The organism is Pseudomonas sp. NBRC 111143 (assembly GCF_001320965.1).
Lineage (GTDB): Bacteria > Pseudomonadota > Gammaproteobacteria > Pseudomonadales > Pseudomonadaceae > Aquipseudomonas > Aquipseudomonas machongensis.
Genome location: NZ_BCBT01000014.1, coordinates 37,651 through 54,111 on the forward strand (window position 1 = coordinate 37,651; position 16,461 = coordinate 54,111).

Sequence of the window (16,461 nt, forward strand, 5' to 3'; positions counted from 1 at the left end):
TTCTCTTTGGGTGGCCAGATCCTTCTGACCGGCGGGACAATCCTTATTCGGTTTTCAGCGCTTCAGCAGTTACGTCTTTCACGCCTTTGATCTTCTTGGTGATGTTCACCGCGGTTTCTTTCTGCGATGGGGTGACCTTGGTGTCCGAAGACAGGGAGACAACACCGTGGCTGGTTTCAACTTTGATATCGCTGCCTGGGATGCCTTTTTCGGTCAGCAGATCAGCCTTGACCTTGGTGGTGATCCAGGTGTCCGAGGTTTCTTGCTTGGCGTCGGCCACCGGTTGGTTGGAAGCCAGCATCACTGGAGCCTGGGTAGCCTCTGCGGCGAATGCGCCGTTAGCCATCGACAGAGTCAGAGCGGTAGCAGTAGCGGCAGCAATGGCAAACTTCTTCATGTGGGTCACTCCTGTTTATTCGAAAGATCTGCGCCGAGGTTCCTGGCTGCAGGTATGAAGGTAGTTGCAGGGGCTGTGCCAGTTTTTCCGCTTCGCTTGATTCCTTTAAAAACAAAGACTTACTGAATTTCACTTATTAGTGGAGTCGTGCAATTTGCAAGCCCGGCGAAAAACCTGCATGCAAGATGCAAGTCCAACAGGTTTTTCTGCGCGCATAAAAAAAGGACCTTCGAGGAGGTCCTTTTTCAGTCATTGCCGATAAGGCTTAGACACCCGATGCCTTGGCAGCGGCGACGTCCTTGATCGACAGCTTGATACGGCCGCGGTTGTCAACGTCCAGTACCAGTACTTCGACTTCCTGGCCTTCTTTCAGCACGTCGGTGACTTTCTCTACACGCGCATCGCTGAGCATGGAGATGTGCACCAGACCGTCCTTGCCAGGCAGGATGTTGACGAAGGCGCCGAAGTCGACGATACGCTCGACCTTGCCGACGTAGATCTTGCCGATCTCGGCTTCTGCGGTGATACCCAGGATGCGCTGCTTGGCAGCATCTGCCGCTTCCTTGGTTTCGCCGAAGATCTTGATCGAGCCGTCGTCTTCGATGTCGATCGAAGCCTTGGTCTCTTCACAGATGGCGCGGATGGTGGCGCCGCCTTTACCGATGACGTCACGGATCTTGTCGGTGTCGATCTTCATCGCGATCATGGTCGGGGCGTTGGCCGACAGCTCGGTACGCGACTGACCGATGATCTGGTTCATCTGGCCGAGGATGTTCAGGCGAGCTTCCAGGGCCTGGCCCAGGGCGATCTCCATGATCTCTTCGGTGATGCCGTTGATCTTGATGTCCATCTGCAGCGCGGTGACACCTTTGGCGGTACCGGCAACCTTGAAGTCCATGTCGCCCAGGTGGTCTTCGTCACCCAGGATGTCAGTCAGGATCGCGAACTTCTCGCCTTCCTTGACCAGGCCCATGGCGATACCGGCAACCGGCGCTTTCATCGGAACGCCAGCGTCCATCAGGGCCAGGGAAGCACCGCAGACCGAAGCCATGGAGCTCGAACCGTTGGATTCGGTAATTTCCGAAACCACACGGATGGTGTATGGGAACACGTCAGCGGCAGGCAGCATGGCCTGGACCGAACGACGAGCCAGACGGCCGTGACCGATCTCGCGACGGCCAGCACCGCCCATGCGACCACATTCGCCTACCGAGAACGGCGGGAAGTTGTAGTGCAGCATGAAGGGGTCTTTCTTCTCGCCTTCGAGGGTGTCCAGCAGCTGGGCGTCACGGGCGGTGCCGAGGGTGGCAACGACCAGGGCCTGGGTTTCACCACGGGTGAACAGCGCCGAACCGTGGGTCTTGGGCAGAACACCGACTTCGATGTTCAGCGGACGTACGGTCTTGGTGTCACGACCATCGATACGCGGCTTGCCGTTGACGATGTTTTCGCGAACGGTGCGATACTCGATTTCGCCGAAGATGTCTTTGACTTCGCTCGCCGATGGCTGGCCTTCTTCACCGGAGAACTTGGCGATGGCCTGGTCACGCAGCTCGCCCAGACGCGCGTAGCGGTCGGCCTTGACGGTGATGGTGTAGCCCTGGGATACGGCTTCACCGAACTCGGCGCGAATAGCGTCGAACAGTGCGGTGTTGGCAACTGCAGGTTTCCAGTCCCAGGTTGGCTTGCCGGCTTCGGCGGCCAGTTCCTTGACGGCCTGGATCACAGCCTGGAATTCGTCGTGGGCGAACAGCACGGCGCCCAGCATCTGGTCTTCGGTCAGCTCCTGGGCTTCCGATTCGACCATCAGTACGGCGTCGGAAGTACCGGCAACGACCATGTCCAGGCTCGAGGCAGCCAGTTGTTCGTAGGTCGGGTTCAGCAGGTAGCCGGTGCTTTCGTGGAAGGCAACGCGGGCGGCGCCGATCGGGCCTTCGAATGGAATGCCGGAGATGGCCAGGGCAGCCGAGGTGCCGATCATCGCAGCGATGTCCGGATCGGTCTTCTTGCTGGTGGAAACCACGGTGCAGACGACCTGCACTTCGTTCATGAAGCCTTCAGGGAAGAGCGGGCGGATCGGACGGTCGATCAGACGCGAGGTCAGGGTTTCTTTCTCGGAAGGACGGCCTTCACGCTTGAAGAAACCGCCAGGGATCTTGCCAGCGGCGTAGGTCTTTTCCTGATAGTGCACGGACAGCGGGAAGAAGCCCTTGCCTGGATCGGCTTGCTTGGCACCGACCACGGTCACCAGCACGGTGACATCGTTGTCGACGGTGACCAGCACGGCGCCGGTGGCCTGACGGGCAATGCGGCCCGTTTCGAGAGTGACGGTCGATTGACCGAACTGGAACGTCTTGATTACCGGGTTCACGGTTTCCTACCTTTTCAGTGGCTCTTGGGGGAACTGGGAAAACTGGGATCTTGCGAATTCTTGGGCGGAAGGGAGTGTCGACTCCGTCGACCGTCCAGATACAACACGAGGCTGGGAGCCTGGGCGTCTTGCGAAAAATTCGCTCGACGGCATCAGGCTGCCAACCTCGGAGATACGCGTGGCGTGTCCAAGGGTAGCGCTGACAAGCAGCCCTCCCCAAGCATGCGACACGCCATGCACACCACTGGCCAGTCCGCTATTAGCGACGCAGGCCCAGGCGACCGATCAGGGCGCTGTAACGAGTGGTGTCTTTGCCCTTCAGGTAATCCAGCAGCTTACGACGCTGGTTGACCATACGGATCAGACCACGACGGGAGTGGTGGTCTTTTTCGTTGGCCTTGAAGTGGCCTTGCAGCTTGTTGATGTTGGCGGTCAGCAGAGCAACCTGCACTTCCGGGCTACCGGTATCGCCGGCGGCTTGCTGGTAATCGGCAACGATCTGAGCTTTTTCTTCGACGCTGAGGGCCATTTGGCTTCTCCTGATAAACGGATCCCGCAAGCGGGGTCCAATAGGCCAGGGACTTGAATCCCTGTATTAATAAAAAGAGGTATGACCGTGCCTACTGACAGCCATCCTCGGTTCCCCAGCGCACGACCGAAGCCTTGCCCTGTGGTTTCGGTCATTCCGACCGAATCAGTCGACGCGGCGCAATGCGCCCGTCTTCGCTCACTTCACCGATACCGATGAAGCGACCATTGTGATCCTGTACCCGGACCATGCCGAACTGCGGCGCGTCCGGTGCTCGCACTGCCTGACCGTGCAGCCAGTAGAACGCGCTGTGCTCGGACAACAGCACCAGCGGCCAGTCCTGCAGCCCGCTGTCGGACGGCATGAGGAAGCGATCGAGTGCTTCGTTGCCGCCTTCGGCATGCGCCTGCTCGAGCTCCTCGAGCGTTACGGTCTGTGCCAGGGCGAAAGGCCCGGCCTGGGTGCGACGCAATTCTGCGACATAGGCACCACAGCCCAGCACCTCACCGATATCCTCGACCAACGTGCGGATATAGGTGCCTTTGCTGCAGCCGACCGAGAGGCGCGCACGGGTGCCTTCGCACTCGAGCAACTCCAAGTGGTTAATAGTAACAGAACGCGCCTCGCGCTCCACTACCTCTCCTGCACGCGCCAACTTGTAAAGCGGCTGGCCGTCACGCTTGAGCGCCGAGTACATCGGCGGCACCTGGCGGATTTCACCTCGAAAACGCGGGATCGCGGCTTCGATATCGGCGCGACCAACGGTCACCTCACGGGTCTGCAGCACCTCGCCTTCGGCGTCCGCGGTGCTGGTAGTCTGCCCCAGCTGCATGACGGTTTCGTAGCCCTTGTCGGAATCGAGCAGGTACTGCGAAAACTTGGTCGCCTCACCAAAGCACAGCGGCAAAACACCAGTGGCCAGTGGGTCGAGGCTGCCGGTATGGCCGGCCTTTTCTGCATTGAGCAGCCAGCGGACCTTCTGCAACGCTGCATTGGAGGTGAACCCCAAGGGCTTGTCGAGCAGGATGATACCGCTGACGTTACGACGGATACGTTTGACCTGGGCCACCGCTTACTCCTTGGTGTCCAGCTCGTCGGCATCCTTGTGCAGGCGATCTTCAGCCACCGCACGCTCGATCAGTGCCGAGAGGTGAACACCCCGGCTGACACTTTCATCGAAGTGGAAATGCAGTTGTGGAACGCTGCGCAGTTGCATCGCCCGCCCGAGGTGCAGACGCAGGAAACTGGCGGCACTGTTGAGCGCCTTGAGGGTCTGGGGTACGGCGTCGGCGTCATCCTGGCCCATCACGGTGATGAAGACCTTGGCGTGACCGAGATCACGACTGACGTCGACCGCGGTGATGGTCACCAGGCCCACACGTGGATCTTTGACTTCACGGCGGATCAGCTCGGCCAGCTCACGCTGCATCTGGTCGCCGATGCGTTGGGTACGGCTATATTCTTTTGCCATTTTTGCTACCTGTATCTTAAAGCGGCAAACGCCCGGTCAGGCGGGTGTGCCTGACCGGGCGTTACCTTCAGAGGCCCAGCCAGCCGCCTTGCGACGGGGCCTGGGCCGCGCCCATCCCTTACAGGGTACGGGCAACCTGGACTTTCTCGAAGACTTCGATCTTGTCGCCGACCTTGACGTCGTTGTAGCTCTTGACGCCGATACCGCATTCCATGCCGTTACGCACTTCGGCGGCGTCGTCCTTGAAGCGACGCAGCGATTCCAGCTCGCCTTCGAAGATCACAACGTCCTCGCGCAGTACGCGGATCGGACGGTTGCGGTACACGGTACCTTCGATGACCATACAGCCAGCGATGGCGCCGAACTTCGGCGAACGGAACACATCACGCACTTCGGCGACACCCAGGATGTTCTCGCGAACATCGCTGCCGAGCATGCCGGTCAGTGCTTTCTTGACGTCTTCGATGATGTCGTAGATCACGTTGTAGTAACGCATATCCAGACCTTCCTGCTCGACGATCTTGCGCGCGCCGGCATCGGCACGCACGTTGAAGCCGAACAGTACTGCATTCGAAGCCAGCGCCAGGTTAGCGTCGCTCTCGGTGATACCACCGACGCCGCCACCGATGACGCGCACCTGAACTTCGTCGTTGCCCAGGCTGCCGAGCGAGCCCTGGAGTGCTTCCAGAGAGCCGCGCACGTCGGTCTTGAGGACGATGTTGAGGGTCTTCTTCTCTTCCTGACCCATGGTCTCGAAGATGTTTTCCAGCTTGCCGGCGTGAGCACGGGCCAGCTTGACCTCGCGGTACTTGCCTTGACGGAACAGAGCGACTTCACGTGCCTTCTTCTCGTCAGCGACTACGGACAGCTCGTCACCGGCTTCCGGTGTGCCATCCAGGCCGAGGATCTCGACCGGGATCGACGGGCCGGCTTCCTTCACAGGCTTGCCGTTCTCGTCGAGCATGGCACGTACGCGGCCATAGTTGGAGCCAACCAGAACCATGTCGCCCTGACGCAGCGTACCGTCCTGAACCAGGATGGTGGCTACCGGACCGCGGCCCTTGTCCAGACGCGACTCGACGACAACGCCACGACCAGGTGCGGTCGGGGTGGCGGTCAGCTCGAGAATCTCTGCTTGCAGCAGGACGGCTTCGAGCAGTTCGTCGACACCGGTACCCATCTTCGCCGAAACCTTGACGAACGGAGTGTCACCACCCCAGTCCTCGGAGGTCACGCCTTCGACGGCCAGTTCGTTGCGGATGCGATCGAGGTCGGCACCCGGCTTGTCGATCTTGTTCACCGCGACCACCAGCGGAACACCAGCAGCTTTCGCATGCTGAACGGCCTCACGGGTCTGTGGCATCACGCCGTCGTCCGCCGCCACCACCAGGATGACGATGTCGGTCGCCTTGGCACCGCGGGCACGCATTTGGGTAAACGCAGCGTGGCCCGGAGTATCGAGGAAGGTGACCATGCCGCGGTCGGTTTCCACGTGGTAGGCACCGATGTGCTGGGTGATACCACCAGCTTCGCCAGCGGCGACCTTGGCACGACGGATGTAGTCGAGCAGCGAGGTCTTGCCGTGGTCGACGTGGCCCATGACGGTCACGACCGGCGCACGGGACTCGACTTCACCTTCGAACTTCAGCGATTCGGCCAGGGAGTCTTCCAGGGCGGTATCGCTGACCAGGGTGACCTTGTGGCCCAGCTCTTCGGCGACCAGCTGAGCGGTCTCCTGGTCAAGCACCTGGTTGATGGTGACCGGGGTACCCAGCTTGAACATGAACTTGACGACTTCGGCAGCCTTGACCGACATCTGCTGAGCCAGCTCGGAGACGGTGATGGTCTCGCCGATGCTGACATCACGGATGACCGGACCAGTCGGGCTCTGGAAGCCGTGCTGGTTGCGCTTCTTCAGCTTGCTCTTGCCGCCACGGCCACGACGCGCGCCATCGCTCTCTTCGTCAGTGGTGCGCGGTGCAGCGCGCGGAGTCGGAGCTTTTTCCTTCTCCTTGACCTTGACCTTGATCGACACGCGAGGGGCTTCGCCACGACGTTCGCCACCAGCGCCACGACGGTCGTCGTCACGGGTGCGGTTTTCGTTGCGACGGTTCTCGTCCTTCTTGCGCTCGGCGGCACGTGCGGCGGCGTCATCGGACACCGGGGCATCGGCCACTACAGGCTCGGCAGCAGCCGGAGCCGGCTCGGTACGTGGCGCAGGCGCCGCAACCGGAGCTTCGGCGGCCTGACGGCGAGCCTGCTCTTCGTTACGCTGGCGAGTCTCGGCCTCGACCTTCTCACGCGCAGCGTTCTCAGCGGCACGGCGCTCTTCAGCCTCACGCTTCTGCTCGGCCTGGATCTCTTCCGGGCTGCGCTGCACGAATACTTTCTTCTTGCGTACTTCTACGCTGATGCTCTTGCTACCGGCGACACGCAGGGTGCTGGTGGTCTTGCGCTGCAAGGTAATCTTGCGTGGCTCTTCCGCCTTGCTCTTGTGGCTGCTCTTCAGATGAGTCAGCAGAACCTGCTTCTCATTGTCGGTCACTACCTGACCGGCGTCGGTGTGCGGCAGACCTGCCTCACGCATCTGCTGCAGCAGGCGCTCTACCGGTGCCTCGACCTCTTGGGCCAGTTCTTTCACCGTGACTTGCGTCATGCACTTCTCTCCTCAGGCCGCGCCTAATTACTCGAACCAGTGGGCTCGGGCGGCCATGATCAACTTGCCGGCACGCTCTTCGTCGATGCCGTCGATGTCGAGCAGGTCGTCGATCGACTGCTCGGCCAGGTCTTCGCGGTTAACCACGCCGCGCACCGCCAGTTCCGCCGCCAGGTCCTTGTCCATGCCCTCGAGGGAGAGCAGGTCTTCGGCCGGATGGGCGTCTGCCAGTTTTTCTTCGGTAGCGATGGCTTTGGTCAACAAACGGTCCTTGGCACGAGCACGCAGCTCGTTGACGATTTCCTCGTCGAAGCCATCGATGTTGAGCATTTCTTCCAACGGTACGTAAGCAATTTCTTCGAGGCTGGTGAAGCCTTCGTCGACCAGCACCTGTGCCAGCTCTTCGTCGACTTCCAGTTCCTCGATGAAGTTACGCAGGATGTCACCTGTTTCAGCTTGCTGCTTGGCCTGGATATCCTTCTCGGTCATCACGTTCAGGGTCCAGCCAGTCAGCTGACTGGCCAGGCGAACGTTCTGACCGCCGCGGCCGATAGCCTGCGCCAGGTTGTCCTCGGCAACGGCGATGTCCATTGCGTGGGCATCCTCGTCAACGATGATCGCCGCGACTTCGGCCGGCGACATGGCGTTGATGACGAACTGCGCCGGGTTCTCGTCCCACAGGACGATATCCACACGCTCACCACCCAACTCACCGGAGACTGCCTGGACGCGCGAACCCCGCATGCCGATGCAGGCGCCTTGAGGATCGATACGCTTGTCCTTGGAGCGCACGGCGATCTTGGCGCGCGAACCCGGATCACGGGATGCTGCCATCACCTCGATCAGGCCCTCGGCGATTTCCGGCACTTCGATGCGGAACAGCTCGATCAGCATCTGCGGTGCGGTACGCGACAGGATCAACTGCGGGCCACGGTTCTCGGTGCGAATTTCCTTGAGCAGTGCACGCAGGCGCACACCGACGCGGAAAGTCTCACGCGGGATGATGTCTTCGCGAGCCAGCAGCGCCTCGGCATTGTTGCCCAGGTCGACGATGACGTTGTCGCGAGTGACCTTCTTGACGGTGCCGGAGATGATCTCGCCGACACGCTCGCGGTAGGCGTCGACCACCTGGGCGCGCTCGGCCTCGCGAACCTTCTGCACGATGACCTGCTTCGCGGTCTGGGCGGCGATACGGCCGAACTCGATGGACTCGATCTTCTCCTCGATCACGTCGCCAATCTTGGCGTCCGGATGAGAGTCCTTGATCTTGTCCAGCCAGGTTTCGATCGCCGGATCGTCCAGGTCGTTTTCGTCGACCACGGTCCAGCGACGGAAGGTCTCGTAGCTACCGGTGTGGCGGTTGATTTCCACACGCAGATCGACTTCGTCTTCAAAACGTTTTTTGGTTGCAGTAGCCAGGGCCACTTCCAGCGCTTCGAAAATGACGCCGGGTGGTACACCCTTTTCGTTGGATACCGATTCAACAACCAGCAGTACTTCTTTGCTCATCGTACGCCTCGCCTTGCGCAAGCCATTAGGCCCGGAATGTCCGCCGGGCCCGGCACGTCTCAGTCAAAACTGGGAATAATATTGGCCTTGTCGATCGAGTCGATCGGCAGCAGGAATTCGTTGGTATCCACCTGGATCACCACGTCCTGATCCTCCACACCGCGGAGAAGGCCCTGGAAGTTACGACGACCCTCGAAGGGCGTACGCAGCTTGATCTTCACTTGCTCGCCCGCATGCGAAGCAAACTGTTCCAGTGTGAACAGCGGGCGATCCATGCCTGGAGAGGACACCTCAAGGGTGTATTCACTGCTGATCGGATCTTCCACATCAAGAATGGCGCTGGCCTGACGGCTGACCGCTTCGCAGTCGTCCACCAGGATGCCGTCTTCCTTGTCGATATAGATGCGTAGTACCGAATGCTTACCCTGGGAAACGTATTCGATCCCCCAGCACTGATAGCCCAGACCCTCGACAACCGGGGCCAACAAGGCCTGCAACTGTTCTAGCTTGCTCGACACCTGAACCCCCTCGTGCATGCTGTGCAAATAAAAAATGGGCGAAGCGCCCATCCCTGAAAGCGCCGTTGAACAACGACGCGAAGAACTGTTCAGCTAGCAAAAAGCCCCTGAAAAGGGGCTCCGCTGAAGCTGGTTGCGGGGGCTGGATTTGAACCAACGACCTTCGGGTTATGAGCCCGACGAGCTACCAAGCTGCTCCACCCCGCGACAAAGCTGGGGCGAAAGTATAAGACCGAACCCTGTGCAGGGTCAATCCGACCTCCACCTGCAAGAAAGCCCGCTAAAGCGGGCTCTCATGCTTCAATTGGTACCGAGAAGGGGACTCGAACCCCTACACCCTATGGGCACAACCACCTCAAGGTTGCGTGTCTACCAATTCCACCACCTCGGCAATATTACATCTTGAAACCCGTTACTTCTGCTCTTCGGTAGGAGGAGGGACGTCACCTTTTGGGGCGGCTTCACTCTTCTGCTCCTGGAGCACCGGTACATCATCATTTACTGCCGGCTTTTGCTCTTTAACTTCCAGCACTGCTGGATCTGGCAAACCGGCTTGAGTCAGCTGGTGTGCCTGCTGCTTGGCGAAGTATCCTAACCCAAGTGCAGTCAAAAAGAAAGTGGCAGCAAGTATAGCAGTAAATTTACTCAGGAAGGTAGCAGAACCTTGGCTTCCGAACACAGTATTTGAAGCACCTGCGCCGAAAGATGCACCTGCTTCCGCACCTTTACCCTGTTGCATCAGAACCAGCGCTACCAGCGCCAGTGCAGCCAACAGATGAAAAACAACTACGACTGTTTCCAGCATATGTTCAGTTTCCTGCGGCGCGACAAATTGCACCGAATTCGTCTGCGTTCAGGGATGCTCCACCAATGAGCCCCCCATCAATATCCGGCATGCCGAACAGTTCGGCCGCATTGGCCGCCTTCACGCTACCGCCGTAGAGAAGTTGCACATTCGCTGCAACTTCGGCGTCCTGCGCCTTCAGCTGCGCACGGATGGCAGCATGCACATCCTGGGCTTGCTGAGGCGAGGCCGTCAAACCAGTGCCAATGGCCCATACAGGCTCATAGGCAATTACTGCATTGGCAAAAGCCTTGATACCGAATGCACCGATAACACTGCTTAGTTGACGCCCGACAACTTCGAGCGTCTTGCCAGCCTCGCGCTCCTCGAGAGTTTCCCCTACGCAGAGCACCGGCTTCAAACCACTTGCCTGTGCGGCTGCAAACTTGCGATTCAGCACTTCGTCCGTTTCACCAATAATCTGGCGACGCTCCGAATGGCCAATCAACACCAACTTGCAACCGACTTCAGCCAACTGACTAGGTGCAACTTCACCTGTCAGCGCACCCTGTTCGGGCTGTACTGCAGAATTCTGTGCGCCAACGATGATCCCCTTGCCGCTCAACTCATCAATGACTTGATTGATGAACAGCGACGGCGGAAACACCGCAACTTCGACACCACCAGGAAGAACCAGATTACTCAGGCTCAGGCTCAGCTCAGCGACGCTGGCGCGGGTACCGTGCATCTTCCAGTTACCAGCTACCATGGGGCGACGCATGCTCTACCTCGTCGGTCAAAGTGGGCGCAGATCTTACCCAACCAGAATCGCGCTGGCAAGCGTCTTTCAGGCACAAACTTCTGCAACGACCTTGGCCAAGGCTTCGGCGTGGCCGCGCACCTGACTTTCGTCGTCGCCCTCGACCATCACCCGCAGCAGCGGCTCGGTCCCGGACTTGCGCAGCAGCACACGGCCACGGCCAGCCATCGCCTCGGTGACCTTGGCACTGGCTTCCTGCACGGCAGGATTTTCCAGCGGATCGGCACTACCGGCGGCATAACGGACATTGATCAGTACCTGCGGGCATTTGCGAATCGCCTGACGGGCCTGGGCAAGGTTTTCACCACGACGCTTGAGCGCCATCAACACCTGCAGTGCCGCAATGATCGCGTCGCCTGTGGTGGTGTGGTTGCAGCACACCACATGGCCGGAATTCTCACCACCGAGCAGCCATTCGCGTTCAAGCAGCTCGGCCATGACATAGCGGTCACCGACCTTGGCGCGTGCGAACGGAATGTCGAGGTCCTTGAGCGCCAGCTCCAGGCCCAGGTTACTCATGAGCGTGCCAACTACCCCGCCCTGCAGCTTGCCTCGCTCCTGCAGGTCGCGGGCAATGATGAACAGCAACTCGTCACCGTCGACGATCGCTCCCGTATGATCGACCATCAGCACCCGGTCGCCATCGCCATCGAAGGCAATACCCAGATCGGCATGCCCCACCAGCACGGCCGCCTGCAACGACTCGATATGCGTGGAACCACAGCCCTCGTTGATGTTCAAGCCATCAGGCTGGGCATGCAGCACAGTGACATCGGCACCCAACTCGCGGAACACGCTGGGAGCGACCTTGTAGGTGGCACCATGGGCGCAATCGACGACCAACTTGAGGCCGGCGAAATCAGTGCTGCTGGGCACGCTGCTCTTGCAGAACTCGATGTAGCGACCGGCAGCGTCGTTGATGCGAGAAACCTTGCCCAGTTTGCTCGACTCGACCACATTCATCGGCTGATCGAGCAACTCCTCGATCATCAGCTCGACCTCGTCTGGCAGCTTGGTACCGTTGCCCGAGAAGAACTTGATGCCGTTGTCATCATGCGGATTGTGCGAAGCACTGATGACGATACCCGCTTCAGCATGGAAGGTACGGGTCAGGTAGGCGATGGCCGGGGTCGGCATCGGCCCGAGGAGCATCACGTCAGCGCCGGCAGCCGAGAGGCCGGCCTCCAGAGCCGACTCGAACATGTAGCCGGAGATACGGGTATCCTTGCCCACCAGAACGCGGCAGTTGCCCTGCTTGCGGAAGGCCATTCCTGCCGCCCAGCCGAGCTTCAGCATGAAGTCGGGAGTAATTGGATATTCGCCAACGCGGCCACGGATACCATCGGTACCAAAGTATTTTCTGCTCATAGAAACTCCAAACGTTCTTATTCGGCGCTCTGTACCGCAGCGATCATGCGCACCACGTCGACAGTCTCGGCCACATCATGCACGCGCAGGATGCTCGTCCCCATGGTCATGGCCAATGCCGCCAGTGCGAGGCTGCCGTACAGCCGCTCGCCGACCGGACGATCCAGCGCCTGGCCGATCATGCTCTTGCGCGAGACGCCCACCAGCAGCGGCCGTCCCAAGCGATAGAGTGCTTCCATATGCTTGAACAGGCTCAGGTTGTGCGCCAGGTTTTTGGCGAACCCGAAGCCCGGATCAAGAATGATTCGTTCCGCGCCGATGCCGACTGCCGCGCAGGCAGCCATACGCCGCTCCAGATAGCTAGCCACCTCTTGGGTGACGTCGTCATACCGCGGATTGTCCTGCATGTTACCCGGCTCACCGCGCATGTGCATCAGGCATACCGGCAGGCCGGTGTCGGCCGCAGCATCCAGCGCACCATCGCGCTCCAGGGCACGCACATCATTGATCAGCCCGGCACCAAGCCGAGCCGTCTCGCGCATTACCGCGGGCGTAGAGGTATCGACGGAGATGATGACATCAAGGCGACTGCTGATCGCCTCGACGATCGGAGCGACCCGCTCAAGCTCCTCGACGGGCGACACTGCGCGAGCGCCGGGACGAGTAGACTCGCCACCTACATCGATAAGCGTGGCACCCGCCGCGACCATGGCCTCGGCATGGCGCAAGGCCTCGTCACGGCGGCTGAAGCGACCGCCGTCGGAAAATGAATCAGGGGTGACATTGAGAATACCCATGACATGGGTACGAGACAAATCAAGAACCCGGTTGCCGCAAGGCAACCGGGTCGGGTACTGCTGAGAGGTCATATGAACCCTTAGTGTTGAGCCGCCGGACCACCGATCGGCGACTCTGGACGATCGCCCTGGGACGCCTGGTTGCCGGAGGTACCGGCATCGTTGTCCCAGTCGCGCGGCTCGCGCGGCGTACGACCTGCCATGATGTCGTCGATCTGGTCGGCATCGATGGTTTCGTACTTCATCAGGGCCTCGGCCATCGCGTCAAGCTTGTCGCGGTTGTCGGTGAGGATCTGCTTGGCGGTGGCATAGCACTGATCGATGATGCTGCGAACTTCGGAATCGATCAGCTTGGCGGTCTCGCCGGAGACGCTGGCGTGCTGGCTGCCAGCACTGCGCCCCAGGAACACCTCGCCCTCTTCTTCGGCGTACATCAACGGACCGAGCTTCTCGGACAAGCCCCACTTGGTGACCATGTTCCGGGCGATCTGGCTGGCACGCATGATGTCGTTGGACGCACCCGTGGTGACGCCATCGAAGCCCAGGGTCATCTCCTCGGCGATACGGCCGCCGTACAGTGAACAGATCTGGCTGATCAGCGCACGCTTGGAGAGGCTGTACCGGTCTTCCTCGGGCAGGAACATGGTCACACCGAGCGCACGACCGCGCGGAATGATCGAGACCTTGTACACCGGGTCATGCTCAGGCACGACACGACCAACGATGGCGTGACCGGCCTCGTGATAAGCCGTGTTCTGCTTCTCTTTCTCGGACATGACCATGGTCTTGCGCTCGGCGCCCATCATGATCTTGTCCTTGGCCAGCTCGAACTCCTTCATCTCGACCAGGCGCTTGCTGGAGCGAGCGGCGAACAGCGACGCCTCGTTGACCAGGTTGGCAAGATCGGCACCGGAGAAGCCGGGGGTACCACGGGCAATGACGGCGGCGTTGACGTTCTCGCCGACCGGCACCTTGCGCATGTGCACCTTGAGAATCTGCTCGCGACCACGGATATCCGGCAGGCCCACCACCACCTGGCGGTCGAAGCGACCAGGACGCAGCAGCGCCGGGTCGAGCACATCAGGTCGGTTGGTCGCAGCGATGACGATGATGCCATCGTTCATCTCGAAGCCATCCATCTCGACCAGCAACTGGTTCAGTGTCTGCTCGCGCTCGTCGTGACCGCCACCCATGCCGGCGCCACGGTGGCGACCGACAGCGTCGATCTCGTCGATGAAGATGATGCACGGCGCGTGTTTCTTCGCCTGCTCGAACATGTCACGAACACGGCTGGCACCGACACCGACGAACATTTCGACGAAATCGGAACCGGAAATGGTGAAGAACGGCACTTTCGCCTCACCGGCGATGGCCTTGGCCAGCAAGGTCTTACCGGTACCGGGCGGGCCGACCATCAGCACGCCACGTGGGATACGACCGCCCAGGCGCTGGAATTTGCCTGGATCACGCAGAAACTCGACCAGTTCGCCGACTTCTTCCTTGGCTTCGTCGCAACCCGCGACATCGGCCAGGGTGGTTTTCACCTGGTCTTCGGAGAGCAGGCGCGCCTTGCTCTTGCCGAAGCTCATCGGCCCGCCCTTGCCGCCCGCACCGCCTTGCATCTGGCGCATGAAGAACATGAACACGGCGATGATCACGAGGATCGGGAAGCTGGCGACCAGCAGCTGGGTCCAGATGCTCTGCTGTTCGGGTTGCTTGCCTTCGATCACGACATGATTGTCGACCAGGTCGCCGATCAGGCCGTTGTCGGCGATGGCCGGACGAACGGTCTTGAAGTTGTCGCCATCGGTACGCTTGCCGGTGATGACGGCGCCGTCGACGGTCACACGCTCGACCTTACCGTCCTTGACCTGCTGGATGAAGTCGGAATAGTTGAGGGTCTGCGGCTCGTTAGGGCTGGAGAAGTTGTTCATCACCGTCACGAGGACAGCCGCGATGATCAACCACAGGATCAGATTCTTTGCCATGTCGTTCAATTAGCTACCCTCTGAGGTCGGCGCACGACGCAGCCGTGCCTCGCATGATATTCACCGCCCTAACTTACTACATTACCTGCGCATCCGCAGGCACCGTCTGTAACCCTTTGTGAAACCTAGACTACACGAAGTTCGGACGATCCTGAGGCCGCGGCCGATTGGAAATAACTATCGGCCAGCCCGCAAGCGCCCGCTCACTCGCCCTTGTACCCCCTGGCCAGCAAGTACTGTTCACGGGACCGATCCCGAGAGGACGACGGCTTGCGCATCTGTACCTTGTCGAACTTGCTGCGCACGTCCTTGAGGTACACATCGAAGCCTTCTCCCTGGAAAATCTTGATCAGGAAGTCACCACCGGGCTTGAGCACACGGGTTGCCAGATCCAGGGCGAGTTCGCAAAGGAACATGGCTCGCGGCATGTCCACAGCGGGCGTACCACTCATATTGGGGGCCATATCGGAAATCACAAGGTCCACATGCGAATCGCCGACCGCCTGGAGAATCTGCTCGAGTACCGAATCCTGGGTGAAATCGCCCTGGATGAAGGTCACGTCAGGGATCGAGTCCATTTCCAGGATGTCGGAGGCAATCAGACGTCCTTGACCACCAATCAGACGACTGGTCACCTGCGACCAGCCGCCCGGTGCCGCTCCAAGGTCGATAACGCTCATGCCGGGGCGGATGAGGCGGTCCTTTTCCTGGATCTCCAGCAGTTTGTAGCTCGCACGCGAGCGGTAGCCGTCCTTCTGCGCCTGCTTGACGAAGGGATCGTTGAAATGCTCTCTCAGCCAGTTATGGCTGCTTTTGGAACGCTGCGCCACGGGGCACCTCGATGATTAGCGTCGTGATTGACTGGGCGGAGCCAGTGGCCCTCGGGTAAAATGGCCACCAATTTTACAGAATCAGACGAAAAGGGTCAGATTATGCCGCTCAATAACGAGCAGAAGAAACAGTACAAGTCTATTGGTCACGACCTGAAACCGGTCCTGATCGTTGCCGGTAACGGCTTGAATGAAGGCGTAATCGCCGAACTGGAGCGTGCGCTGGCCGATCACGAGCTGATCAAGGTCGAAATTCGCTCGGAAGATCGCGAAGAGCGCGCCGCCGCTATTGCCGAACTGTGCAAGGCAGGCCGTGCCGAGCTGGTACAGACCATTGGCAAGAAGGCACTGATCTATCGCAAGAACCCACAGCCGAACAAGCAGCTGTCCAACATCCACCGCTACAAGTAAGGGTGGCGCCGG

General features: G+C 60.0%; 15 protein-coding genes and 2 tRNA genes. 1 reads left to right on the forward strand and 16 read right to left on the reverse strand.

Translation table 11 applies throughout. The features are described from left to right. Nucleotides 1–43: 43 nt before the first annotated feature. From APH44_RS10365 to rlmE, 16 genes are all read right to left on the reverse strand, one after another. Nucleotides 44–397, reverse strand: coding sequence for a BON domain-containing protein (locus APH44_RS10365; RefSeq protein WP_054892607.1), 354 nt, complete (start codon nt 395–397; stop codon nt 44–46). Nucleotides 398–662: 265 nt separating this feature from the next. Continuing rightward, nucleotides 663–2,768 carry a polyribonucleotide nucleotidyltransferase gene (gene pnp / locus APH44_RS10370; protein WP_054892608.1) on the reverse strand — a complete coding sequence of 702 codons (2,106 nt, stop codon included), beginning with the start codon at nt 2,766–2,768 and terminating at the stop codon, nt 663–665. Nucleotides 2,769–3,027: 259 nt separating this feature from the next. Then, nucleotides 3,028–3,297, reverse strand: coding sequence for a 30S ribosomal protein S15 (gene rpsO / locus APH44_RS10375; protein ID WP_029613930.1), 270 nt, complete (start codon nt 3,295–3,297; stop codon nt 3,028–3,030). A gap of 151 nt (nt 3,298–3,448) precedes the next feature. Continuing rightward, entirely contained in the window at nt 3,449–4,366 is a 918-nt protein-coding gene (gene truB, locus APH44_RS10380) for a tRNA pseudouridine(55) synthase TruB (protein ID WP_054892609.1), read from the reverse strand. Between the two features lie 3 nt (nt 4,367–4,369). Further along, nucleotides 4,370–4,768 (reverse strand): 30S ribosome-binding factor RbfA, encoded by a 399-nt coding sequence (gene rbfA, locus APH44_RS10385; RefSeq protein WP_054892610.1) that lies wholly within the window; start codon nt 4,766–4,768, stop codon nt 4,370–4,372. 118 nt (nt 4,769–4,886) lie between these two features. Then, nucleotides 4,887–7,424, reverse strand: coding sequence for a translation initiation factor IF-2 (gene infB / locus APH44_RS10390; RefSeq protein ID WP_054892611.1), 2,538 nt, complete (start codon nt 7,422–7,424; stop codon nt 4,887–4,889). Nucleotides 7,425–7,451: 27 nt separating this feature from the next. Then, nucleotides 7,452–8,933, reverse strand: a complete 1,482-nt coding sequence (gene nusA / locus APH44_RS10395; protein ID WP_054892612.1) for a transcription termination factor NusA — start codon at nt 8,931–8,933, stop codon at nt 7,452–7,454. Between the two features lie 59 nt (nt 8,934–8,992). Beyond that, nucleotides 8,993–9,451 carry a ribosome maturation factor RimP gene (gene rimP, locus APH44_RS10400; protein WP_054892673.1) on the reverse strand — a complete coding sequence of 153 codons (459 nt, stop codon included), beginning with the start codon at nt 9,449–9,451 and terminating at the stop codon, nt 8,993–8,995. A 130-nt stretch (nt 9,452–9,581) separates the two neighbouring features. After that, nucleotides 9,582–9,658: transfer RNA gene (locus tag APH44_RS10405), tRNA-Met, on the reverse strand. A 98-nt stretch (nt 9,659–9,756) separates the two neighbouring features. Continuing rightward, a tRNA-Leu gene (locus APH44_RS10410) sits at nt 9,757–9,842 on the reverse strand. Between the two features lie 21 nt (nt 9,843–9,863). Further along, nucleotides 9,864–10,256 carry a preprotein translocase subunit SecG gene (secG, locus tag APH44_RS10415; protein WP_054892613.1) on the reverse strand — a complete coding sequence of 131 codons (393 nt, stop codon included), beginning with the start codon at nt 10,254–10,256 and terminating at the stop codon, nt 9,864–9,866. Nucleotides 10,257–10,260: 4 nt separating this feature from the next. Next, entirely contained in the window at nt 10,261–11,016 is a 756-nt protein-coding gene (gene tpiA, locus APH44_RS10420; RefSeq protein WP_054892614.1) for a triose-phosphate isomerase, read from the reverse strand. Nucleotides 11,017–11,082: 66 nt separating this feature from the next. Further along, complete coding sequence (gene glmM / locus APH44_RS10425) at nt 11,083–12,423, reverse strand: phosphoglucosamine mutase (RefSeq protein WP_054892615.1); 1,341 nt, start codon at nt 12,421–12,423, stop codon at nt 11,083–11,085. Between the two features lie 17 nt (nt 12,424–12,440). Then, nucleotides 12,441–13,292, reverse strand: a complete 852-nt coding sequence (folP, locus tag APH44_RS10430; RefSeq protein WP_054892616.1) for a dihydropteroate synthase — start codon at nt 13,290–13,292, stop codon at nt 12,441–12,443. 8 nt (nt 13,293–13,300) lie between these two features. Continuing rightward, complete coding sequence (gene ftsH / locus APH44_RS10435) at nt 13,301–15,208, reverse strand: ATP-dependent zinc metalloprotease FtsH (protein WP_054892617.1); 1,908 nt, start codon at nt 15,206–15,208, stop codon at nt 13,301–13,303. Nucleotides 15,209–15,411: 203 nt separating this feature from the next. Further along, nucleotides 15,412–16,038: a 23S rRNA (uridine(2552)-2'-O)-methyltransferase RlmE gene (rlmE, locus tag APH44_RS10440; protein ID WP_054892618.1), complete on the reverse strand. Its 627-nt coding sequence runs from the start codon at nt 16,036–16,038 to the stop codon at nt 15,412–15,414. 102 nt (nt 16,039–16,140) lie between these two features. Between rlmE and yhbY the strand changes: the two genes are divergently transcribed. Then, entirely contained in the window at nt 16,141–16,449 is a 309-nt protein-coding gene (yhbY, locus tag APH44_RS10445; RefSeq protein ID WP_054892619.1) for a ribosome assembly RNA-binding protein YhbY, read from the forward strand. Nucleotides 16,450–16,461: the final 12 nt, after the last annotated feature.

Coding starts and splice junctions, on each gene's coding strand:
- APH44_RS10365 (WP_054892607.1), bottom strand. CDS start 397: ATGAAGAAGTTTGCCATTGCTGCCGCTACTGCTACCGCTCTGACTCTG.
- rpsO (WP_029613930.1), bottom strand. CDS start 3,297: ATGGCCCTCAGCGTCGAAGAAAAAGCTCAGATCGTTGCCGATTACCAG.
- rbfA (WP_054892610.1), bottom strand. CDS start 4,768: ATGGCAAAAGAATATAGCCGTACCCAACGCATCGGCGACCAGATGCAG.
- infB (WP_054892611.1), bottom strand. CDS start 7,424: ATGACGCAAGTCACGGTGAAAGAACTGGCCCAAGAGGTCGAGGCACCG.
- nusA (WP_054892612.1), bottom strand. CDS start 8,933: ATGAGCAAAGAAGTACTGCTGGTTGTTGAATCGGTATCCAACGAAAAG.
- secG (WP_054892613.1), bottom strand. CDS start 10,256: ATGCTGGAAACAGTCGTAGTTGTTTTTCATCTGTTGGCTGCACTGGCG.
- tpiA (WP_054892614.1), bottom strand. CDS start 11,016: ATGCGTCGCCCCATGGTAGCTGGTAACTGGAAGATGCACGGTACCCGC.
- glmM (WP_054892615.1), bottom strand. CDS start 12,423: ATGAGCAGAAAATACTTTGGTACCGATGGTATCCGTGGCCGCGTTGGC.
- folP (WP_054892616.1), bottom strand. CDS start 13,292: ATGACCTCTCAGCAGTACCCGACCCGGTTGCCTTGCGGCAACCGGGTT.
- ftsH (WP_054892617.1), bottom strand. CDS start 15,208: ATGGCAAAGAATCTGATCCTGTGGTTGATCATCGCGGCTGTCCTCGTG.
- yhbY (WP_054892619.1), top strand. CDS start 16,141: ATGCCGCTCAATAACGAGCAGAAGAAACAGTACAAGTCTATTGGTCAC.